This window comes from Mesorhizobium oxytropidicola, assembly GCF_056174625.1.
Genome location: NZ_CM149692.1, coordinates 6,062,543 through 6,083,057, shown reverse-complemented (window position 1 = coordinate 6,083,057; position 20,515 = coordinate 6,062,543). Strand labels below are relative to the sequence as shown.

General features: G+C 63.5%; 19 protein-coding genes and 4 pseudogenes. 12 read left to right on the top strand and 11 right to left on the bottom strand.

The window, feature by feature from the left end:
- Positions 1–18: 18 nt before the first annotated feature.
- A pseudogene (locus tag AC0V8S_RS30660) lies at positions 19–1,019 on the bottom strand (polysaccharide deacetylase family protein).
- 214 nt (positions 1,020–1,233) lie between these two features.
- Here AC0V8S_RS30660 and AC0V8S_RS30655 point away from each other — a divergent pair.
- Positions 1,234–1,899, top strand: coding sequence for a tetratricopeptide repeat protein (locus AC0V8S_RS30655; RefSeq protein ID WP_475435214.1), 666 nt, complete (start codon positions 1,234–1,236; stop codon positions 1,897–1,899).
- 63 nt (positions 1,900–1,962) lie between these two features.
- Entirely contained in the window at positions 1,963–3,402 is a 1,440-nt protein-coding gene (der, locus tag AC0V8S_RS30650) for a ribosome biogenesis GTPase Der (RefSeq protein WP_475435212.1), read from the top strand.
- Positions 3,403–3,420: 18 nt separating this feature from the next.
- Here der and AC0V8S_RS30645 read toward each other — a convergent pair whose 3' ends face one another.
- Positions 3,421–4,338 (bottom strand): LysR substrate-binding domain-containing protein, encoded by a 918-nt coding sequence (locus AC0V8S_RS30645; RefSeq protein ID WP_475435210.1) that lies wholly within the window; start codon positions 4,336–4,338, stop codon positions 3,421–3,423.
- Between the two features lie 119 nt (positions 4,339–4,457).
- Here AC0V8S_RS30645 and AC0V8S_RS30640 point away from each other — a divergent pair, with 119 nt between their 5' ends.
- Positions 4,458–5,792 (top strand): MFS transporter, encoded by a 1,335-nt coding sequence (locus AC0V8S_RS30640; protein WP_475435208.1) that lies wholly within the window; start codon positions 4,458–4,460, stop codon positions 5,790–5,792.
- Here AC0V8S_RS30640 and AC0V8S_RS30635 read toward each other — a convergent pair.
- Positions 5,757–6,961: pseudogene (locus tag AC0V8S_RS30635) on the bottom strand (acyltransferase family protein). The gene AC0V8S_RS30640 and the pseudogene AC0V8S_RS30635 sit on opposite strands and share 36 nt — an antisense overlap.
- A gap of 284 nt (positions 6,962–7,245) precedes the next feature.
- Between AC0V8S_RS30635 and AC0V8S_RS30630 the strand changes: the two are divergent.
- The 6 genes from AC0V8S_RS30630 to AC0V8S_RS30605 all read left to right on the top strand — a co-directional run bounded on the left by AC0V8S_RS30630 (position 7,246) and on the right by AC0V8S_RS30605 (position 11,377).
- Complete coding sequence (locus AC0V8S_RS30630; protein ID WP_475435206.1) at positions 7,246–8,430, top strand: cell wall hydrolase; 1,185 nt, start codon at positions 7,246–7,248, stop codon at positions 8,428–8,430.
- A 256-nt stretch (positions 8,431–8,686) separates the two neighbouring features.
- Positions 8,687–9,094 (top strand): AtpZ/AtpI family protein, encoded by a 408-nt coding sequence (locus AC0V8S_RS30625; RefSeq protein ID WP_183457343.1) that lies wholly within the window; start codon positions 8,687–8,689, stop codon positions 9,092–9,094.
- Positions 9,095–9,183: 89 nt separating this feature from the next.
- Positions 9,184–9,942, top strand: coding sequence for a F0F1 ATP synthase subunit A (locus tag AC0V8S_RS30620; RefSeq protein ID WP_096455849.1), 759 nt, complete (start codon positions 9,184–9,186; stop codon positions 9,940–9,942).
- A gap of 64 nt (positions 9,943–10,006) precedes the next feature.
- Positions 10,007–10,231: a F0F1 ATP synthase subunit C gene (locus AC0V8S_RS30615; protein ID WP_010914827.1), complete on the top strand. Its 225-nt coding sequence runs from the start codon at positions 10,007–10,009 to the stop codon at positions 10,229–10,231.
- A 62-nt stretch (positions 10,232–10,293) separates the two neighbouring features.
- On the top strand, positions 10,294–10,875 hold the full coding sequence (locus AC0V8S_RS30610; protein ID WP_475435203.1) for a F0F1 ATP synthase subunit B: 582 nt from the start codon (positions 10,294–10,296) through the stop codon (positions 10,873–10,875).
- 10 nt (positions 10,876–10,885) lie between these two features.
- Positions 10,886–11,377: a F0F1 ATP synthase subunit B gene (locus tag AC0V8S_RS30605; protein WP_475435201.1), complete on the top strand. Its 492-nt coding sequence runs from the start codon at positions 10,886–10,888 to the stop codon at positions 11,375–11,377.
- Between the two features lie 326 nt (positions 11,378–11,703).
- Here AC0V8S_RS30605 and AC0V8S_RS30600 read toward each other — a convergent pair whose 3' ends face one another.
- Together AC0V8S_RS30600 and AC0V8S_RS30595 are read right to left on the bottom strand one after the other, a co-directional pair.
- Complete coding sequence (locus tag AC0V8S_RS30600; protein WP_475435199.1) at positions 11,704–12,399, bottom strand: ribonuclease HII; 696 nt, start codon at positions 12,397–12,399, stop codon at positions 11,704–11,706.
- Positions 12,400–12,550: 151 nt separating this feature from the next.
- A pseudogene (locus tag AC0V8S_RS30595) lies at positions 12,551–13,704 on the bottom strand (PA0069 family radical SAM protein).
- A 150-nt stretch (positions 13,705–13,854) separates the two neighbouring features.
- On the opposite strand from AC0V8S_RS30595, the pseudogene AC0V8S_RS30590 reads away from it, so the two are divergent.
- Positions 13,855–14,381 (top strand): annotated as a pseudogene (locus AC0V8S_RS30590) (glycosyltransferase).
- A gap of 146 nt (positions 14,382–14,527) precedes the next feature.
- Entirely contained in the window at positions 14,528–15,502 is a 975-nt protein-coding gene (locus AC0V8S_RS30585) for a hypothetical protein (protein WP_475435198.1), read from the top strand.
- A gap of 31 nt (positions 15,503–15,533) precedes the next feature.
- Here AC0V8S_RS30585 and moaB read toward each other — a convergent pair whose 3' ends face one another.
- From moaB to AC0V8S_RS30555, 6 genes are all read right to left on the bottom strand, one after another.
- Positions 15,534–16,079, bottom strand: a complete 546-nt coding sequence (gene moaB, locus AC0V8S_RS30580) for a molybdenum cofactor biosynthesis protein B (RefSeq protein WP_183457353.1) — start codon at positions 16,077–16,079, stop codon at positions 15,534–15,536.
- A 1-nt stretch (position 16,080) separates the two neighbouring features.
- Positions 16,081–16,968, bottom strand: a complete 888-nt coding sequence (locus AC0V8S_RS30575; protein ID WP_475435196.1) for a 4-(cytidine 5'-diphospho)-2-C-methyl-D-erythritol kinase — start codon at positions 16,966–16,968, stop codon at positions 16,081–16,083.
- Positions 16,969–16,994: 26 nt separating this feature from the next.
- On the bottom strand, positions 16,995–17,180 hold the full coding sequence (locus AC0V8S_RS30570; protein ID WP_013896713.1) for a membrane protein: 186 nt from the start codon (positions 17,178–17,180) through the stop codon (positions 16,995–16,997).
- A gap of 140 nt (positions 17,181–17,320) precedes the next feature.
- Positions 17,321–18,181, bottom strand: a complete 861-nt coding sequence (locus AC0V8S_RS30565; RefSeq protein WP_475435194.1) for a S49 family peptidase — start codon at positions 18,179–18,181, stop codon at positions 17,321–17,323.
- 79 nt (positions 18,182–18,260) lie between these two features.
- The gene (locus tag AC0V8S_RS30560) at positions 18,261–19,061 is read right to left on the bottom strand and encodes a tRNA1(Val) (adenine(37)-N6)-methyltransferase (protein WP_475435192.1); all 801 of its coding nucleotides are present in this window, start codon (positions 19,059–19,061) and stop codon (positions 18,261–18,263) included.
- Entirely contained in the window at positions 19,061–19,285 is a 225-nt protein-coding gene (locus tag AC0V8S_RS30555; protein WP_027041409.1) for a putative signal transducing protein, read from the bottom strand. Before AC0V8S_RS30555 ends, AC0V8S_RS30560 begins: the two co-directional genes overlap by 1 nt.
- A 203-nt stretch (positions 19,286–19,488) precedes the next feature.
- Between AC0V8S_RS30555 and AC0V8S_RS30550 the strand changes: the two genes are divergently transcribed.
- Entirely contained in the window at positions 19,489–20,505 is a 1,017-nt protein-coding gene (locus AC0V8S_RS30550) for a polyprenyl synthetase family protein (RefSeq protein WP_019856937.1), read from the top strand.
- The last annotated feature ends 10 nt before the right edge of the window (positions 20,506–20,515 follow it).

Here is a 20,515-nt window from a genome sequence, read left to right as displayed (position 1 = left end):
GCGAACCGGGTTGGCGGCTTAGCCGCCAACCGAAGCCTGCTTGGCATCCTGCCGCGAAATGTAGTCGCGAAAACTGATGCATTCGACATCGGCTTTGACGCAGACCTCGCCGGCGAAGCGCTCCAGCGCGTTCCAGTAGGCGCCGTCATTCATCAGCGTGAAGTGGAGGCCGAGTTCCAGCGGAATGCGCTTGCCCTGATACTGAGTGTCGAAGGCGGCGCGAAACGCCTGATAGGTCCGATCGGCGAACTCGCCCGCCTTGCTCGGCCGCTCGAAGCCGCCGGAATGCCTGACATAGAGATTGTAGTCCATGGCGATCACCGGCCTGGAATCGGACCTTCCGGGATCTGCGGCAGTGAAAAACGGGTGATGCCGCCGACGGTCGGCGGCAGGGCAGGGCCTTGTGAAACGCCGCTGGCGTCGAACCGGTAGCCGGCGGCGGGTAAGGCCTCGTAAAGCGCCTTGCCTGCCGACAGGTATGGCGCGCGGAAACCGACCACCGCATGCCGCGCGAAATCGCGCCAGCCTTCAGGCTCCGGCGCAACGCCGTTGATCGCATAGGCGTTCTCTAAAATGTGCTCGAACGAGGCGAACTCTTTCAGCCAGTCGGCCTTGCTCCAATCCTTGCCGTCGAAATGGCCACAGGCGTGGCTGGCGATATCGTGGCCCTCATGCGCGGCAAGGCCGATCTGTTCGAGCCGATCGGCGACTTCCTGCTTCGAGGCGGCAAAGCCGATGTTCGATTTGCCTGATGTCTTCCCGGGCGCGATGTATTCCTTGCGTGTCTCAGGCGACAGCAGGAAGACGCAAGAGAGAAAATAGGTGAAATGCGCGCCGGTGCGCTGTGCCAGCGCGCGGCTGCGCTTCCACTGCGAGATGTCGCGGGCGCTGTCGAACGAGATGATGACCACCTGCTTCGGCTTTACCGGCATTGGTGGCGCGGGAGGATCGGCCTGAACCGCGCCGGCAGTGGCCAGCGAGGCAAGCGCAAACGCAACAACGCGAGACAAACAAGGCATCGGCAAACTTACAGGCTCCTGGCGGTCAGCAAGCCGGCTATCCCCGAAATGTGGCGTGGGTGCGATTGGGCTTTCTGCCGGTTTGCCCGGGGCAAACATCCGTTTGCCCGGGGATTAGGCGATTTTCGGCGTGAACCCCTTCCATGCCGACAAAATTTCGCTAAAACGCGGGCTCATGAACCGCCCCGGCCCGGGGCAAAAGTGGTTTTGATTGATGTCCGACGACAGTTTTATCCGTGAAGTCAACGACGAGATGCGCCGCGACCAAGCGCAGAAGCTGTGGGACCGTTTCGGCCCGGCCTTGCTTGTCATCGCGATTCTCGTGGTGCTCGGCACCGCCGCCTTCGTCGGCTACCGCTATTGGGACGAGACGCTCGCCAACCGCTCCGGCGATGCCTTCTCGCAGGCGCTGAAGCTTGCCAATGACGGCAAGAACGACGATGCGCTGGCCGCGCTCGATCAGTTGGAGAAGGATGGCTACGGCGCCTATCCGCTGCTCGCCCGCATGCGCGCCGCCACCGTCAAAGCGAGCAAGGGTGACACCGATGCCGCCGTCAAGGATTTCGACGAAGTCGCCGCCGACACCGCCATCCCCCAGGGCATTCGCGACATGGCGCGGCTCAGGGCGGCGCTCCTGCTCGTCGATCACGGCTCCTTCGCCGACGTGTCCAGCCGCGTCGAGGCGCTGACATCGGACACCAACACGCTGCGCCACACCGCGCGCGAGGCGCTCGGCCTTGCCGCCTGGAAGGAAGGCAAGACCCAGGACGCGCTGAAGCTGTTCGACCAGATCGCCGCCGATGACGGCGCCCCGCGCAACACCCGCGAGCGGGCAACGCTGATGTCCGAGCTGATCCGCGGCTCTGGCAATGCCTCGTAAATGCATGTCGCCCAAAAGTGTGCAGCGGTTTTGGGACAACGACATGCATGATTGTAGGACCGTATGACCTTCAAAGTCGCCATTATCGGCAGACCTAACGTCGGCAAATCGACTCTTTTCAATCGGCTGGTGGGAAGGAAGCTGGCGCTTGTCGACGACACGCCGGGTGTCACCCGCGACCGTCGCGTCCATGCCGCCAAGCTCTACGACCTGCATTTCGATGTCATCGATACCGCCGGCTTCGAGGATGCCGGCGCCTCGACCTTGCCCGGCCGCATGCGCGCGCAGACCGAGATCGCCATCCGCGAAGCCGACCTGATCTTCTTCACCATCGATGCCAAGTCCGGCCTGCTGCCCGACGACAGGACCTTCGCCGAGATCGTGCGCAAATCCGGCAAGCCGGTCGTGCTGGTCGCCAACAAGGCCGAGGCCAAGGGCGCGCAGGGCGGCATGCTGGAAGCCTGGGAACTCGGCCTTGGTGAGCCGATCCCGGTTTCGGCCGAACATGGCCAGGGCATGCCCGATCTGCGCGATGCGGTGATTGGCGCGCTCGGCGAGGCGCGTGCCTTTGGTGAGGAGGAAGAGGGCGAAGACGACGAGATCGCCGCCACCGAGGTGCTGATCGGCGAGGACATTGCGGACCCTGACGCCGAGGATGTGCATTCGTATGACGACACCAAGCCGATGCGCATCGCCGTCGTCGGCCGGCCGAACGCCGGCAAGTCGACGCTGATCAACGCGCTGATCGGCGAGGAGCGGCTGCTGACCGGACCGGAAGCCGGCATCACCCGCGATTCGATCTCGGTCGACTGGGACTGGCATGGCCGCCGGCTGAAGCTGTTCGACACGGCCGGCATGCGCCGCAAGGCCAGGATTCACGAGAAGCTGGAAGTGATGTCGGTGCAGGATGGCTTGCGTGCCATCCGTTTCGCCGAGATCGTCGTCATCATGCTCGACGCCACCATTCCCTTCGAGAAGCAGGATCTGCAGATCGCCGACCTGATTATCCGCGAGGGCAGGGCCCCGGTGATCGCCTTCAACAAATGGGATTTGATCGATCATCCGCAGGAGTTGCTGGCGGAACTGCGCGAGAAGACCGAGCGGCTGTTGCCGCAGGTGCGCGGCATCCAGGCTGTGCCGGTCTCGGCCGAGACCGGGCGCGGCCTCGACAAGCTGATGGATGCGGTGCTGAGGACCCACAAGGTGTGGAACAGCCGCGTCTCGACCGGCAAGCTCAACCGCTGGCTCGAAGCCATACTGGCGCACCACCCGCCGCCCGCCGTTGCCGGGCGCCGGCTGAAGGTCAAATACGTCACCCAGGCCAAGACGCGGCCGCCGGGTTTTGTTGTCCAGTGCTCGCGTCCGGATGCGATGCCGCAATCCTATGTGCGCTATCTCTCCAACAGCCTGCGCGAAGCCTTCGACATGCCGGGCGTGCCGATCCGCATCGCGCTGCGCACCTCCGACAATCCGTTCGCCGGCCGGGCCAAGAAGCGCAACTGAGTTCCAACGCTCGTCTGATCAGGCCACGGCACGCAAGCCGGCACCCCGCGAATTGCCCGGCAAGGCCTGCCGTGCCGCCTCCAGCAATATGTCTCCGAGGCGGGCCGCCACCGGCTCGGGTTCGGCATCCCGGCGATGCAGGAACAGCGCCATATTGGGCAGTGGCGGCAGACCGGCGATCTCCGGCGTCATCGCGCTGACGCTGGCCGGCAGGCCGATGTCGGTGCGGATCGTCAGTCCCAGCCCCGCGGCAACGGCCGCCCAGATGCCGCCAAGGCTCGGGCTGGAGAAGGCCATGCGCCAGGACAGCCCGGCGCGGTCGAGCGTTTCCGTCGCTACCGTGCGCAGCAGGCATGGTGCCTCGAGCGCCACCAGCGGCAGTGGCTCGCCGTCGCGCAGGCTGGTCTCGATGCGCTTTGCCGGGCCGATCCAACGCATGGGAACATCGGCGACATGCTCGCTGTAGGGCAGCGTCTGGCCGCTGTGCCAGGCGAGCGCGATGTCGAGGCTGCCCGATACCACCCTTTCGGCAAGGTCATGGCTGCGCGCGATCCTGGCCTCGATCTTGACCTTGGGGTGGGCGCGGGCGAAGCGGCCGAGCACGTCCGGCAGCACCGCCTCGCCGAAATCCTCCTGCAGGCCAAGCCGCACCCAGCCTTCCAGTTCGACATCATGGATCGCCGCTGCCGCCTCGTCATTGAGGTCGAGCAGCCGGCGCGCATAGCCGAGCATGGTCTCGCCGGCCTCCGTCAAGGCGAGGCCGCGCCCCGCTTTGCGGAAGATCGGCGTCGCCGCCTGCTCTTCCAGTTTCTTCAATTGCGCGCTGACCGCCGAGGTCGACCGGCCAAGCCGGTCGGCGGCCTTGGCAAAGCTGCCGAGCTCCATGCCGGTGACGAAACTGCGGAGAACGTCGAGGTCGAAGGTCACGCGTTGCATGGAAATGTCCTGGTTTTCAGGATTGATAGTCAAAAACTTCCTGATTTTAAGGATGAACTTATGGCGCTACAGAGATGCCGTCAAGGTCCAGGCGACTGGACCATCACGGGAATGAAACCATGTCCGCCATTGTCGACTGCACCGACCAAGACACGCAGAAACTCCTGGGAGGCAGTGCTGCCGGCCCCGCCGGAAGGGTGTTCAGCCCTGGCCACCGCTGGAAGGTCCTGGGCATTGGTGTCGCCGCAAACGCCAGCTTCTCGGCCACCTTCTCCGGCATACCGGCAACGGCGGTCGTGCTTCGTCAGGGCTATCATCTGGGCAATGCCGAACTTGGCTTGGCGCTCGGCCTTCTTGGCCTGGGCGTTGCGCTCAGCGAATTGCCTTGGGGCTTGCTCACCGATCGCTGGGGCGATCGCCGCGTGCTGCTGATCGGGCTTGGCGCGACGGCGGCGTGGCTTCTTGCCATGGCCATGCTCGTCGTGCCGACAAGGTCAGGCGTTCCCGATGTCATGCTGCTGTCGGCAAGCCTGCTCCTCACCGGATTGCTCGGCGGCAGCGTCAACGGCTCCAGCGGCCGCGCCATCATGGGGTGGTTCCGGGAAAACGAGCGCGGCTTTGCCATGAGCATCAGGCAGACGGCGGTGCCGCTTGGCGGTGGCCTCGGCGCGCTCGTCCTGCCGTCGCTTGCGCTCGCTTTCGGCTTTTCCGCGGTGTTCGGGCTCTTGGCTGGCGCATCTGCTCTCTCCGCTCTGTTCGCCTGGCGTTGGCTGCACGAGCCGCCGACGGCGGGTCATGTCGTTGCGTCGGCCGCAGCCGGACCGGCGCCGCTGCGCAACATCGAAGTCTGGCGCATCGCCACCGCCATCGGCCTGCTTTGCTTCCCACAAGTGGCGGTGCTGACCTTCGCGTCGGTGTTCCTGCACGACTTCGCCGGGCTGGGAACAGCGGCGATCAGCGCCAGCCTCGCCGCCGTGCAGGTCGGTGCCATGGTCATGCGCGTCTGGAGCGGCCGCTTCACCGACCGCCACGGCAATCGGCGCCAGTTTCTGCGCTTATTGAGTGCGCTCAGCGCGTTGGCCTTCGCGGCGCTTTGGCTGCTGGTTCTAGCCGGCGCCGCCATGCCTGGCGGCCAGCCATTCCTGATCGCTGTTCTTCCCCTGGTGCTGATTGTCGCAGGCATCTCGGTTTCCGCCTGGCACGGCGTTGCCTATACCGAACTTGCCACCCTTGCCGGCGCCGGCCATGTCGGAACCGCGCTCAGCCTGGCCAACACCTTCGTTTTCGTCGGCTTCTTCCTGGTGCCGGTGGCCATTCCCGGGCTGTTGCACCTCTGGTCCTGGTCCGGCGTCTGGCTGTCGGCCGCCATCTGCGCGCTGATCGCCTGGCCGATCTTCCTGCGGCGGGCGGATACAACGTCAGGCGAGGGCGCCGACAGTAACATGCGCCGATAAAGGTGCCCGCCTTGTCATCGGGAACTTTTGCCTGGCCCAGTCCATGCCGGGTGTTTCAACCGTTCGATGGAGAACGATTGAAAAACCGAGGCTTAGTATGCCTGCCGAGATCGCGGCGACTGTCGGACCACAATGCTGCCTGATCTCGAAATTGTAAGCCAGGACGTGGATGACGACCTGATGGATCATGTAGAATGCGAAGCTGATCTCTCCACAGAAAACCAGCACACGGCAAGACAGGATGCGCGTCAATGAGCCTGACTGATGTGCGAAGACGTAGACGATGGCAGCGAAGAGTGGATACAGCCCAAATTCGCGATAGGCGACGGACGCCATGAGCGATGCATGATCCGCAAAAAATAGCGTGATCTCGGCATGTACGCATGCCCAAAGCACCAGGCACACCACTGCCGCAACCTGGCAGAACGTCACCCAGGCATCGGAAATGCGCCGGCCCCTGAACAGCTGATAGACGGCTATCCCGGACAGGAATTCCACCATGCGCACGGGCGGGAAGAGGTGAACCAGCGACGCATCCGTGACGTAGAGGTCCAGCCAGGGCTTTTCGGAAGGGGGTGGAAATACAGGCCCGGGTAAAGTCGCTGTGAGAGCGATCAGCCCAAGGACGACAACTGTCCAGCCGCAGACCACCAGCATGATCTGATTTGGCCGCAAGATCAGAATGAACGGCAAGGCGAGATAGAAAAACAGTTCGACCGATATCGACCACGAAACGCCGTTATACGCGTAAGCCGTACCGTAGGTTGGAAACCAGGAACTCTGCAGTGTGGTTGCCAAGTATGCGGTGAAGAGACTGGTCGGAGGACGACGCGCCACAAGGGCAAGGAAGAAACATAGCATGTGGACGGGCCACAGCCGGAAAATCTCTGCAAGATGAAGTTTCTTATGTCGCGCCAGCCAAGGAAACGCCCCGAGAAACTGTACGCCAGCACGAACCCTGACAGGACAAAGAAGAACGAAACAGCACAGCCGAGATACATGTCCCGAATGGATCGGGATGCATCGATTCCCAATTCCGTCAGATGGTAGATGAATATCGACAGAGCTGCGAAGGCGCGCAGCGCGGTCAGATTGAGAAGCGTTGGGCGTGGTGTTGCTTCCGCCAATTGGGCGTCATCCACGGCAATATTTCCCGCGATCGTTGTCATCTGTCCGCTGTGCTGAACCGCTGTTTGGAACCAACTGCCATATGGCGGTTGGAATATGGATATCCCGTTAAGCTCCTCCCCTGGAGCAGCCCCGCAGCTCTCTTGCCCTGCCAACGTCTGGTCGTCCGGCGCGGCGTACCCTGGTCGGCCGTAAAACCGCCCGACTTCGAAACCATGGCCTTGAGCCGACTGAGAAAACCTGATCGATCCCGTTAACGTCCCATCAAGGTTAATGCATCATTTTGCTCTCCAGTGGGGTCAGTGGCGTTCCTGGAGAGTGTTCCGTGCATCGACGTGTGTTGAAGCGGCTTGTTGCCGCCGCCGGTGAGAAGAAACGCAGCTTCGTATCTCCGTTCATCATCGGTCTCGGCATCTGGATCGGCTTCCCGACCGTCGCCGCCTACCAGGACATGACCAGCCTCGTTTCCGGCCTTGAATCGCCGACCGCGCGCTGGAATTCCTATGTCGAGAGATCCGTCGCCGGTTCGGTGCATGCCGCCGAGATGCCCTTCGTCGATTCCGACGTCACCGGCTCGATCTCCGGATCGGGGATTCACCTGGCTGGCGTCGGCAACGTGTCGTTTCGCGGCAAGGGCGGCAAGGTCAGCGGCTCGCCCGACGAGGATCGCGTCGTGCGCGCCGACAAGAAGGGCCGCATCGTCCAGGTGTCTCCCGTCGCGCCGCCGAAGAACTTCAACGCCGGTTCGATCTTCCAGCGGACCTCCTCCTTGATGCGGCCGAGCATGGATGGCGGCTTGAAAATGGCCTTCGCCAAGCCGCAGATCAAAGGCAAGGAAATCCAGATCGCCGCGGAATTCCATGCGCGTGAAGACAAGAAGCCGGATCCCGGCGTGCCGGCCATGCTTGCCGCCCTGGTCAACAACGACCATCCCGATATTCTGGCGACGGCCTATGCGCAATCCGAGCCGGACTATGCCAAGGCCTCGCCCTTCGAAGCCCTGCTGCAGGACGAGCAGCCCAACAACGGCCGCTTCATTCCGCCGATGGCCAAGGGCGACCATTCGTGGATCCAGAACCCGCTTCCGGCCAGCGTCTTCTCCAAGCCCGAGCAAAAGTGCCTGGCCAACGGCATCTATTTCGAGGCGAGGAGCGAATCCGTGCGCGGTCAGGCTGCCGTTGCCCAGGTCATCCTCAACCGCGTCCGCAATCCCGCCTATCCCAATTCGATCTGCGGCGTCGTCTACCAGAACGACAGCTGGTTCAACCGCTGCCAGTTCTCCTTCGCTTGCGATGGCAGGAAGAAGCGTATCGACGATCCTGTCGCCTACAAGACCGCGCAGGACATCGCCATGGCCGTCACCGCCGGCAAGATCTTCATCCCGGAGGTCGGATCATCGACCCATTACTACGCGCAATATGTCCATCCGGGCTGGGCCCGTACGATGCAGAAGATGACCAAGATCGGCCTGCATATCTTCTACCGCACCTATGGCGGCGGCTGGAGCTGAGGGCCTGTCTGCTGCTGGTCTTTTTCACCGGCCACAGGCTTGATCAGCCTGCCATTGCCGGGGGGATTCGTGCAGCGCATCCCCATCATCGCGACGGGCACGATGTCGCACCTCTCTAATTCGTTGATTTTATTGCCTAAAATACATGGCAATGATCTTCCGCCCGTGGCTTGACGGGCGCAAACCCTCTAACTATGTTGCCGGCGACTTTAGAAGCGGACGGACGGTGACGGTCTGACCGGGCAGGGGGGTTGCGATGGCCGATAAAAGCAGGCCAGACGGAACCGGAGAAACCGGCCGCGGCAATCAGCATGAAACCGGCATCCGCGACGAGGATCTTGAGCGACGTCGGCGTGAACTTGAAGCATCGCTTGCGACAAGGCTGCCGAACCGGCTCGAGGGGAAAGACGACGCGAAAGCGGGCAGTGCGGCCGGTTATGGCCAGGCGGTCAAACTCTCCAGCGAATTTATCGCTGGCGTGGTGGTGGGCGCCGGCATCGGCTGGATCATCGACCGTATGGCGGGGACATCGCCATGGGGTCTGATCGTTTTCCTGCTGCTTGGTTTTGGCGCCGGTATACTCAATGTCATGCGTTCCGCGGGCGTTGTGGCAGAATTCGGACAGGGCGATAAATCGCGCTCTGGCCGGGACGACAGCAAATGACCGCCCCTCAGGCGGCATTTGGAAATAGCCGCCCTCCATGCGGCAATGGTAATCTGGCCGTAAGTATGCGGCATTGACGGGGTTAGAACGTGGCAGCTGACAAGGTCGATCCGATCCACCAGTTCCATATCATCAAGCTGATTCCGATTAACATCGGCGGCTACGACCTGTCCTTCACAAATTCGGCATTGTTCATGGTCGCGACCGTGATCGTCGCGGCGGCCTTCCTCTATCTCACCACATCCAGCCGCAGCCTGGTTCCCGGCCGGCTTCAGTCGATCTCGGAAATGGCCTACGAATTCGTCGGCAACATGTTGCGCGATGCCGCCGGCACCCAGGGCATGAAGTTCTTCCCGCTGGTGTTTTCGCTGTTCATGTTCGTGCTGGTCGCCAATCTGCTCGGCCTGTTCCCCTATTTCTTCACCATCACCAGCCACATCATCGTCACCTTCGGCCTCGCCATCCTGGTGATCGGCACCGTCATCGTCTACGGCTTCATGAAGCATGGCCTTGGCTTCCTCAAGCTGTTCGTGCCGAAAGGCGTGCCCCTCGTGATGATGGTGCTTGTCGTCCCGATCGAGGTGATTTCCTTCGTCTCGCGCCCGATCAGCCTCTCGGTTCGTCTGTTCGCCAACATGTTGGCCGGCCATATCACGCTGAAGGTGTTTTCGGGCTTCGTCGTCAGCCTCTCCGCGCTGGGCGCGGTCGGCGTGGCGGGCTCGATCCTGCCGCTGGCCATGGCGGTGGCGCTGACGGCGCTGGAACTGCTCGTCGCCTTCCTGCAGGCTTACGTCTTTGCGGTGTTGACCTGCATGTACCTCAACGACGCCCTGCACCCCAGCCACTAAATTTCACCCGGCGCGTGACGCCAATTACAATCTGCAACGACAACGGAACCACAAGGAGTTTGACATGGAAGTAAATGCAGCAGCTGCGATCGGCGCCGGCATCGCTTGCCTGGGCATGGGTGGCGCGGGCATCGGCCTGGGCAACATCTTCGGCAGCTATCTCTCGGGCGCGCTGCGCAATCCGTCGGCTGCCGATGGCCAGTTCGGCCGCCTGATTTTCGGCTTCGCCGTGACCGAAGCTCTGGGCATCTTCTCGCTCCTGATCGCGCTCCTCCTGGTGTTCAAGTAAGAAACACAGGCTGACGAAGGGGGGCGCATGGTGCGACCTTACCTTATGGACAGGGGAATGAGATGTTCGTGACATCTGCCTTTGCGGAAGAGACCGCGCCCGCCGTGACGGAAGGCGACACGCATTCCGGCACCGGCGTGCCTGCCGAAGCGCACGGCACGTTCCCGCCATTCGATCCGGCGACGTTTCCGTCGCAGCTTCTGTGGCTGGCGATCACTTTCGGGCTGTTCTACCTCTTCTTGAAGAAGGTAGCGATGCCGCGCGTTGGCGGCATCATCGATGTCCGCAACGATCGCATCAGCAAGGATCTCGATCAGGCGAGCAAGTTGAAGGGCGAGGCCGATGCCGCAGTTGCTGCTTACGAGCAGGAACTGGCGGAGGCCAAGAAGAACGCCAGTTCGATCGGCCAGCAGGCCGCCGATACGGCCAAGGCGGAAGCCGAGACCGCGCGCAAGAAGATCGAGGCCGCGCTCGACGAGAAGCTTGGCGAGGCCGAGGCCCGCATTTCTTCCATCAAGGCCAACGCCATGAAGGAAGTCGGCAGCATCGCCGAGGATACCGCTTCGGCGATCGTCGAGGCCCTGGTTGGCGGCAAGGCCAGCAAGGCCGAGATCGCGGCCGCGGTCAAATCCGTGGCTCGGTGAGGAGCGCATCATGGACGCTACATCTCTCGCAACGCTCTGGGCCACGATTGCCCTGATCATCTTCCTAGGCATTGCTATCTACATCAAGGTGCCTGGCCTGATCGCCAAGGCGCTCGATGCCCGCGCCGCCAGAATCAGCAGCGAGCTCGATGAGGCCCGCAAGCTGCGCGACGAAGCCCAGCAATTGCTCGGCCAGTACAAGAAGAAGCGCAAGGAAGCCGAGCAGGAGGCTGCCGACATCGTCGCGGCCGCCAAGCGCGAAGCCGAAATGCTCGCCACCGAAGCGCACAAGAAGACCGAAGACTATGTCGCCCGGCGCACCGCGCTTGCCGAGCAGAAGATCGGTCAGGCCGAGCGTGACGCGGTCGCCGAGGTGCGCGCCAGCGCCGTCGACATCGCCGTCGAAGCCGCCCGCGCGCTGCTCGCCGCCAAGGTCGACGTCAAGGCCGGAGCTGACCTGTTCAAGGCTTCGCTCGCGGATGTGAAGGCCAAGCTGAACTGAGCTGATAGCATTTGGAAATCAAAAAGCCGCCCGGGCAACCTGGCGGCTTTTTCTTGGCGATGCGTCAAAGCGGCCAATCTCCCCCCTTGTGGGGGTTGAGGAGCGGTCCGCGCAGCGGACGGAAAGCCAACTGCTTGGCTTTCCGAGCGACGATCGCCCGGCAGGACAGAGGGGGGCGTGACGGAACGCCAGCGTTTGACATTTATGCGCTGCGTCGGATGCGAGTTATCCGAGGAGCCTGGGCGCAACCGGCTGGATATGGCGGCGGGACAGCGCCCCCCCGACATCTCCCCACGTGGGGGAGATCAGCTGTCATCGCCGTCGGCTCAATCCAGCCCGGCGAGACTCTCTTCTTCAACGACCTCGGCTCCGCCCAGCCTGAATGGCGCGAACGATACACGGTGCAACCGCGCGACCGGGCCATGCGCCTCGATCGCCGTGCGGTGGCGTGCGGTGGCGTAACCCATATGCACCTCGAAGCCGTAGCGGTCGTGGTGGCTGCCGCAGCCGCACATCATGCGGTCGCGCATCACCTTGGCGACGATCGAGGCGGCGGCGATCGACTGCGAGCGCTGGTCGCCCTTGATCAGCGCACGGCCGTCGCAAGGGAGCCCCGGCGGCACGTCGCGTCCGTCGGCCAGCGCAAGCTTCGGCCGAACCGAAAGCCCGACCAGAGCGCGGCGCATCGCCTCGAGGCTGGCCTTCAGGATATTGCTGCCGTCAATGCCTTCGGCGCTGATCGAGGCCATCGAAACTGCCTGCGCGGAGCCTAGAATGCGCAGGAACAGCGCCTCGCGCTGCAAATGGCTGAGCCGTTTGGAATCGTCGAGGCCTTCGGGGATGTTGGCAGGATCGAGCACCACCGCCGCCGCGACCACAGGCCCGGCGAGCGGACCGCGGCCGGCCTCGTCCATCCCCGCGACCGGCCACAGCCCATCGGCCATCGCCTTCGTCTCGAAGGAGAAATCGGGTTTCTCGACGATTTCGAAGAGAAGCGGAGAATCGGAACGCGCGCGAGCCATGTTGCGGCGAGGTTCGCATCGGCTCCGATTCTCCGCAAGTCCCTCCGGGTCGGGTGGGGCGCCGGACCGGGAGGGCACCGTCTGCAGGCCGGGGCAGGCCGGACGGGATTTCTTGCCGTGGCGGGTCAAACCGCCGCGGCAAATTGCATTCTCAGAGCAGCATCAGCTGTTCCTGGTCTTTTCCAGCCGCGACGAACTGGTCGGTGCGCAGCGTGCGCCGTTCGGCGTTGAGCCCGAGCCGCTTGGCGGTGATCTCGAAGCGCCGGCCGATCTGCCAGGCGTAGGGTCCGGCGCCCTTCATGCGCTTGCCCCATTCCGAATCGTAGTCCTTGCCATCGCGCATCGAGCGGATCAGCGACATCACGTGGCGGTAGCGGTCGGGATAGTGGCGCAGCAGCCAGTCCTTGAAGATCGGGCTGACCTCCAGCGGCAGGCGCAGCACGACATAACCTGCCTCGCGCGCGCCAGCGGCGCGTGCCGAATCGAGGATCCGCTCCATCTCCTGGTCGGTGAGGCCGGGGATGATCGGCGCGACCATGACCGAAGTCGGAATGCCGGCATCCGAAAGTTGCCGGATCGCTTCCAGCCGCTTGGTCGGCGTCGACGCGCGAGGTTCCATCGTCCTGGCCAGCATGCGGTCCATCGTCGTCACCGACAGCGCCACCTTGGCCAGCCCGCGTTCGGCCATACGCGACAATATGTCGATGTCGCGCGCCACCAGCGCGGATTTGGTGACGATGCCGACCGGATGGCCGCGTGCCTCCAGCACTTCGAGGATCTCGCGCATGATCCGGTACTGCTTCTCGATCGGCTGGTAGGGATCGGTGTTGGTGCCGATGGCGATGGTGCGCGGCTGGTAGCCGTCCTTCGACAGCTCCTTGTCGAGCAGCCGCGCCGCATCCGGCTTGGCGAACAGCTTGGATTCGAAATCCAGCCCCGGCGACAGGCCCATGAAGGCGTGCGTCGGCCGCGCGAAGCAATAGACGCAGCCATGTTCGCAGCCGCGATAGGGGTTGATCGAGCGGTCGAAGGAGATGTCGGGCGATTCATTGCGGGTGATGATGGTGCGCGGCTTTTCCACCTGCACCTCGGTCTTGAACGGCGGCAGTTCCTCCAGCGAACTCCAGCCATCGTCGAAGACATGCCGGCTGACGGGTTCGAAGCGGCCGGACGGATTGATGCCCGCCGACCGGCCGCGGTTGCGGTCCGGGCGGATACGCATGCCACTCTGCTCGATCATCGCATTGGCCATTTCGGCGCGTCCTGCCCGAAGGCTGCAATGTCGGCACGCACGATCGGTTCCATCTTGGCCCGCTCCCAGGGACTGTCCATGTTGTTTCGAATCGCTCTGCTCATGAAATTATTCCTATTTTGCCGATGAGAACAAAGCAAGAACTTTTTATGCTGCGCCGCAAAAACTGGCGCTGTGCGCGGCTTTCCGCTATTCGGCTAAATATGCTCAGTGTTCTCATCGAAACGCGCAATGACGAGGAGGCTCTCGCCCGCACGCTCGCCTCGCTGATTGGCGGCGCGGTCGAGGGCGTGGTGCGGGAGGTTGTCATTTGCGACACCGGCTCCACCGACCAGACGCATCATGTCGCCGAGCATGCTGGCTGCCACTATATGGCGAGCGGCGGCATCGCCGCCGGGATCCGGCAGGCCAAGGGAGACTGGCTGCTGCTGCTGGAACCGGGCGCGCGGCTGGTGGAGGGCTGGATCGACGCGGTCGTCGTGCACACGGCGAAGCAAACCATGGCGGCGCGATTCTCACGCGCGCGCGGTAGCCGCACGCCGTTCCTCGCTCGGGTTTTTTCGGGAAATCGCGCGCTCGCCGACGGGCTGGTGATCAGCAAGCGGCAGGCCGCTTCCTTGTCGAAGAGCGCCAGCAGCGCCGAGGCTCTGGCGCGCGGCCTGGCGACAAGAAGCTCGACGCCGAGATCTGGGTGGCGCCGCCGAAGCAGCAGCACCGCGCCCCAAAGTGATTTTTTGCATCTGCTCTGTCCATTGTGCATTGCACAAAACCTGACGCGGGGTTAGCCTTCCCCTGAGGCGGGTGAATTGGGTTTGGGTCAGGCGAGTGGTGAGCACCGATGCGGCATCGGGTGTCACCCTCATAGAAGAGGACCCGATGAGCCTTTCAACATCAGACAAATCCGGCGCCGCCAGTCTCGAGGCCATTGCACGCAATGGCAGCCTGCTGCGGCGCATTGCCGTGCGCATTCCGACCTATCTAACGGACCTTCGCGAAAACCCTGCCTGGCTGCCGATGTTCATGCTGGCGCGCACCATGCCTGGGCGCCGCATGCATTGGCTGGGTGCAAAACGCGCCCGCCCTGCCGACAATGTTGCGGATACGATGTTTTCCGGTGTCGAGCGGGCGGCGGTGGTCGATGCGCTGCGTTCCGACGGCCTGTTTTCAGGCCTGGTCCTGCCATCGGAGATCCATGAGGAGATCGCGGATTTCGCGGGGCGCACGCCTTGCTTCGGCAATTTCGACCGCCGTCTCGAATTCATGCCGGGCGAGCATGCGCAGGCTGAGAAAAGCTTCGGCCGCTCGCTGCTCAGCGGGCATTATTTCGAGCGCATCCTTGATTGCCCTGCGGCACTCGCCATCCAACGCGATCCGATGCTTCTCGACATTGCCGCGCATTATCTCGGTGCCCAGGCGAAACTGATCACGACGCGTGTCTGGTGGAGCTTTCCGACCGGCAAGGCCTCGGACGCCGACAAGAACCTTGCCTCGCTCGGTAAGTATCATTTCGACCTCGACGACTGGCGCATGCTGAAATTCTTCTTCTACCTCAAGCCTGTCGATGCCGACACCGGTCCGCATGTCTATGTCCGGGGCAGCCACAAGCGTCGCGCCATCAAGCATCAGCTCACCCTGCTGGTCGGCCATCCCGCCCAGGAAGTGCTGGACGTCTATGGCGAGCAGAGCCCGGTGACGCTGACCGGAGAAGCCGGCCTCGGCTTCGTCGAGGATCCCTTCGGTTTCCACATGGGCACGGTGCCGGCGCGCACGCCGCGGCTGATGATGGAAGTCGGCTTCGGCGTTTCGCGCCCCTCGCGCCGGCGCTTTCATGGCGAGCCGGTCATCCGCTGACGGCGGACTGTAGGAAGCGCAATTCTGCGTGTTACTTCCCGCGCCGCAGATGTTCGTCTAGGCGCGGCATGATCTCGACGAAGTTGCAGGGCATGTGGCGGTAATCGAGCTGCGCCTTGAGGATACCGTCCCAAGCGTCCTTGCAGGCGCCGGGTGAACCCGGCAGCACGAAGACGAAGGTGGCGTTGACGACACCGCCGGTTGCCCGACTCTGAATCGTCGACGTGCCGATCTTATCGTACGAGATGCGGTGGAACACTTCGGAAAAGCCGTCCATGCGCTTTTCGAAGATCGGCTCCAGCGCGTCCGGCGTCACGTCGCGCCCGGTGAAGCCGGTGCCGCCGGTGGTGATGACGACATCGATGGTCTTGTCCCGCGACCACGCCAGCACCGTGTCGCGGATCTTTTCGCGGTCATCGGTGACGATATCGCGGGCGGCTAGGATGTGGCCTGCCTCAGTGATGCGGTCGGCCAGCGTCTGGCCGGATTTGTCGTCGGCGAGGCTGCGCGTGTCGGAAACCGTCAGCACCGCGATGCGCACCGGAATGAACGAACGGCTCTCGTTGATCCCAGCCATTTCACTCAACCTCCGATGACATGCTGCGCGTCGCCGCGACGAACCAGTCGGGCTGGCGACCGCGGATCTCGGCCGCCGCGCGCTTGGCGACATTGCCGGTCTCGAACAGGCCGAAACAGGTCGCGCCCGATCCGGACATGCGTGAAAAGCCCGATCCGGCCTTATCAAGCCACGACAGCGCCCGGCCTATGGCGGGCTGCAGCGCCAGCGCCGCCGGTTCGAGATCATTGCGGGTGATCTCCAGCCAGTTGCGCAGGCTGTGAAAATCGATGCTGCGCGGCAGCGGCGGCAGAGGCTCGTTGTCGCGGCGGGAAAGTGCCGCGAACACGTCGGCCGTAGAGACCGGCGTGCCGGGATTGACCAGCACCAGTCCCAGCGCCGAGAAGTCCGGCACCATCGACAGCTCTTCACCAATGCCGCGCGCCACCAGCGGCTTTCCCGCCAGGCACATCGGCACATCGGCGCCGAGCGAGAGACCGATCCGCGCCAGTTCGGCGCCATCGATGTCCAGGCGCCATGTTTCCGCCAGCCCGCGCAGCACGGCCGCCGCGTCGCTCGAACCGCCGCCGACGCCGGAGGCAACCGGCAGGTTCTTTTCCAGCTTTATGGCGACGGGCGGAGTGCGCTCGGGGCCGGCCTCCCGTCGCAAGGCATCGCGCGCCTTGAGCGCAAGATTGCTGGCGTCGAGGGGAACTGCCGGCGCATAGCGGCCGGACACAGTAAAATCGTCACTGTCGGCGAGCGCGATCTCGACCCGGTCGCCAAAACGCGTGAACACCGCAAGGCTGTCGATCAGGTGATAACCGTCAGGACGCCTGCCGGTGACATGCAGCGCCAGATTGATCTTGGCAAACGCGTGCCAGGTACGCGAACCGATCTCGGTGTCCACGGCGTCAGTCGTATGGGGGATGATGCTCAGTCCTTGGCCAGCCGGTATTCGCCGGTCTTCGGATCCTTGACCAGCGTTCCCATCGCGCCATTGGCCGCCTGCTTTTCGGTGCGCCGCACCTTGGCGGTCACGCGCTCGGCTTCGCGCACGAAGGTGCGGTAGCCGAAATAGGCGGCGACGCCAACGACGGTGAAGAAAATGATCTGCGGCATGTCACAACTCCTACCACGCTGGGCCGGCGAAGGCGGCCGGTCGGGTCGGTTAATGCATGTCGCCCAAAACTGTGTTCGGTTTTGGGAAAACGACATGCATAGGACTTCAAGCCTTCATGCTAGACGGTTTTGCCGGCTTTTCAAAGCCCGAAGCGAGCCCACAATGCGCGCTCTTCCGCCGCATCGAGGACGCCGCTGGCGGCAGCTGCGGCGATATCGGGCGCTGAAAAGCCCTTGCTCGAGCCGAACAGGCCGAAACGGCTGAGGAAACCGCGTGGCGCCGTGACCAATCTCAGCTGGGTTTTCGCCCCGAACCGGGTCTTCAGCACCGTGCGCATGTCGCCGAGTGCATCGACGAGGCCGAGCTCCAGACCCCTTTTGCCGGTCCAGAACAGGCCGGTGAACAAGTCCGGATCGTCCTTCAGCTTCGTGCCGCGCCGCTCCTTGACCAGATCGATGAAGGTATCGTGCACCTCGAGCTGCAGCGCCTTCAGCCGCTCGACGTCTTCCTTCTTCTCGGGCTTGAACGGATCGAGCACCGCCTTGTTCTGTCCGGCGGTGTGGACACGGCGCTCGACGCCGATCTTCTTCATCAGTTCGGGAAAGCCGAACGAGGCCGAGACCACACCGATGGAACCGACGATGGAGGAGGGATCGGCAAAAATCTCATCGCCGGCAACCGCGATCATGTAACCGCCTGAGGCGGCGACGTCCTCGACGAAGACCAGCACCTTCTTGTTCTTTTCAACTGCCAGATCGCGGATGCGCTTGAAGATCAGCCTCGACTGCACCGGCGAGCCGCCGGGCGAATTGATCGAGACGGCAACGGCCGGCGCGTCGAAGGAAAACGCCTTTTCGATGAGGCCGGCTGTGGAAGCCAGCGACAGATTCTGCCGGAACTGGCCGCCGGCCATGATGGTGCCGTGCAGCCGGATGACCGGAATGGTGACGACGGTGGAGCGCCAGGATTTCGGCAGCAGTCGGTTGAAAAGGCGTTTCACGAGGGCGTGGTCTCCGGTCGATGGGTTGCAGGCATGTAGGGATTTCCCGGCCAACGGCAATGCGGAGGCCAGGAATAGCTCAATCTCCAAACAACGAGGCGAGACCGTTGGCGATCATTTCGCTGCGCTCATCGGGGCCGTTGCCCGATTGTGCGTGAAGCATCAAAGGCGGGCGGATGGCGAGCTTTCCGCGCGCGCCGAGCACTGCCCGCACAATGATGCGGATCGCCGCTGCGTCGGGGCGAGGGTGCACGGCAAGCATCTCGGCATCGCCGAAACGGCCTGATATCGCGTCGAGAATGGCGCCGAGCTGTTCGGACCGCGCGATGACGGCAAGCCCGCCGCGCGGCCTGACCACCGCCGCCGCACTGCGGATCCAGCTTTCGAACAGCCCGTCCTCCATGACATGGGCTTCCTTCCGCAGCCTGTCAGGCGTGGCGCGGTCCCGGGCGGCGTTGAAGGGCGGGTTCATGATGACGTAGTCGAAGTCATTGTCGGCGAGGCCGGCGGCGGCCCTGGCTTGGCCCGACATCGTGACATCGGCCACGAGCACGGAGGCACGATTGCTGAGATGTGCATTGCCGGGATGAGCAAGAGTGGCCGAAGCGAAGGCCGCCATTTCCGGTGCGCGTTCGACGAGCACGGCATGAGCTGCCGGACAGCGCGACAGCACCGCCAGGCCGGCAGCACCGGCGCCGGCGCCGAAATCGGCCAGGCGCCCGTCGAACGAGGATGGCACGGATGCCGCCAGCATCATCGCATCCATGCCGGCGCGGTGTCCGCCATGCTTGGGCTGCACCAGCCAGAAGCGGCCGCGATGGAAGGCATCGACCGTATGGGCCGGCGTCTCCGGGGCGAGGGTGGCTGGCGCGGCCGACATTATTTTGTACGGATCTCGTTGGCGATGCCGGCATCCCTGAGGATGCGCCTTGCTGCATCGGCCTGGTCAGCGTCGACCATGACGCGCTTCTGCAAAAGACCGATCGACCCTTCGAGAATGCTCATATTCTGATCGGCGACGAAGCAGGCGATGCCGGCGTCGCGCATCAGCGATTCGACGAAGGAGATGATGACGGCATCGTTGGTGCGGACAAGCTCTATCATCGTATGAAACTCGCAGTTTGCGCTATTGATGTAAACGGGCAGGGGATTCCGTGGCAGCGCCACGCTCCCTGCCGGATCGTTAACAAGCTGTCACCGACGCCGCGCCAATTCGCCACTTGCCGTGGCCGTGTCCGCCGCCCTAGAGTCCGTATCGGGACTAAGGGTGCCGTCGCACGCGTTATACCAAGACGGGAGTGATTGTCGTGGGTGTCGTTCTCAACATCGAAAACGGGAAGCGGGAACCCGCCTCCATCAAGGATCTGATCGATCTGACGGCGGCCGATATGGGGCGCGTCAACGAGTTGATCCTGTCCAAGGCCGGCTCCGACGTCGAGATGATCCCGGAGGTCGCCAACCATCTGATCTCGTCGGGCGGCAAAAGGCTGCGGCCGATGCTGACGTTGGCCGCCGCGCAGATGTTCGGCTATGCCGGCGAAGGCCACGTCAAGCTCGCCACCTCGGTCGAGTTCATGCACACGGCGACGCTTCTCCATGACGACGTCGTCGACGAGAGCGGCATGCGGCGCGGCAAGAAGACCGCCCGCATGATCTGGGGCAACCAGGCGAGCGTGCTGGTCGGCGATTTCCTGCTCGGCCAGGCCTTCCGCATGATGGTCGATGTCGGCTCGCTCGAAGCGCTCGACATCCTGTCGAGTGCGGCCTCGATCATCGCCGAGGGCGAGGTGATGCAGCTTGCTGCCGCCAAGAACCTCGAAACCACCGAGGACGAGCACTTCGCCGTCATCAAGGCCAAGACCGCAGCACTTTTTTCGGCTGCTGCCGAAGTCGGCCCGGTCATTGCCCAGGCGACCCGCAATGATCGCGCGGCACTACGCTCCTACGGCATGAATCTCGGCCTTGCCTTCCAGCTCATCGACGATGCGCTGGACTATGGCGGCACCAGCAAGGACCTCGGCAAGAATGTCGGCGACGATTTCCGTGAGGGCAAGGTGACCTTACCTGTCATCCTCGCCTATCGGCGCGGCACCAAGGCCGAGCGCACCTTCTGGAAGCGCGCCATCGAGGACAATGTCGTCGACGACGCCGGCCTGGAAAAGGCGATCGGCCTGATGACCCGCCACGGCGCCATCGCCGATACGATCGGCCGCGCCCGGCATTTCGGCGAGATCGCCCGCGACGCGCTGGCGCCGCTGGAGGAGACGCCGCAGAAATCGGCGCTGATCGACGTCATCGATTTCTGCATCAGCCGGGTGAACTGAACGGCGTCAC

Excerpts from the sequence above, each read along its gene's own strand:
- AC0V8S_RS30655 (WP_475435214.1), top strand. The coding sequence starts at position 1,234 with ATGTCCGACGACAGTTTTATCCGTGAAGTCAACGACGAGATGCGCCGC.
- der (WP_475435212.1), top strand. The coding sequence starts at position 1,963 with ATGACCTTCAAAGTCGCCATTATCGGCAGACCTAACGTCGGCAAATCG.
- AC0V8S_RS30645 (WP_475435210.1), bottom strand. The coding sequence starts at position 4,338 with ATGCAACGCGTGACCTTCGACCTCGACGTTCTCCGCAGTTTCGTCACC.
- AC0V8S_RS30640 (WP_475435208.1), top strand. The coding sequence starts at position 4,458 with ATGTCCGCCATTGTCGACTGCACCGACCAAGACACGCAGAAACTCCTG.
- AC0V8S_RS30625 (WP_183457343.1), top strand. The coding sequence starts at position 8,687 with ATGGCCGATAAAAGCAGGCCAGACGGAACCGGAGAAACCGGCCGCGGC.
- AC0V8S_RS30615 (WP_010914827.1), top strand. The coding sequence starts at position 10,007 with ATGGAAGTAAATGCAGCAGCTGCGATCGGCGCCGGCATCGCTTGCCTG.
- AC0V8S_RS30610 (WP_475435203.1), top strand. The coding sequence starts at position 10,294 with ATGTTCGTGACATCTGCCTTTGCGGAAGAGACCGCGCCCGCCGTGACG.
- AC0V8S_RS30605 (WP_475435201.1), top strand. The coding sequence starts at position 10,886 with ATGGACGCTACATCTCTCGCAACGCTCTGGGCCACGATTGCCCTGATC.
- AC0V8S_RS30600 (WP_475435199.1), bottom strand. The coding sequence starts at position 12,399 with ATGGCTCGCGCGCGTTCCGATTCTCCGCTTCTCTTCGAAATCGTCGAG.
- AC0V8S_RS30585 (WP_475435198.1), top strand. The coding sequence starts at position 14,528 with ATGAGCCTTTCAACATCAGACAAATCCGGCGCCGCCAGTCTCGAGGCC.
- moaB (WP_183457353.1), bottom strand. The coding sequence starts at position 16,079 with ATGGCTGGGATCAACGAGAGCCGTTCGTTCATTCCGGTGCGCATCGCG.
- AC0V8S_RS30570 (WP_013896713.1), bottom strand. The coding sequence starts at position 17,180 with ATGCCGCAGATCATTTTCTTCACCGTCGTTGGCGTCGCCGCCTATTTC.
- AC0V8S_RS30560 (WP_475435192.1), bottom strand. The coding sequence starts at position 19,061 with ATGTCGGCCGCGCCAGCCACCCTCGCCCCGGAGACGCCGGCCCATACG.
- AC0V8S_RS30555 (WP_027041409.1), bottom strand. The coding sequence starts at position 19,285 with ATGATAGAGCTTGTCCGCACCAACGATGCCGTCATCATCTCCTTCGTC.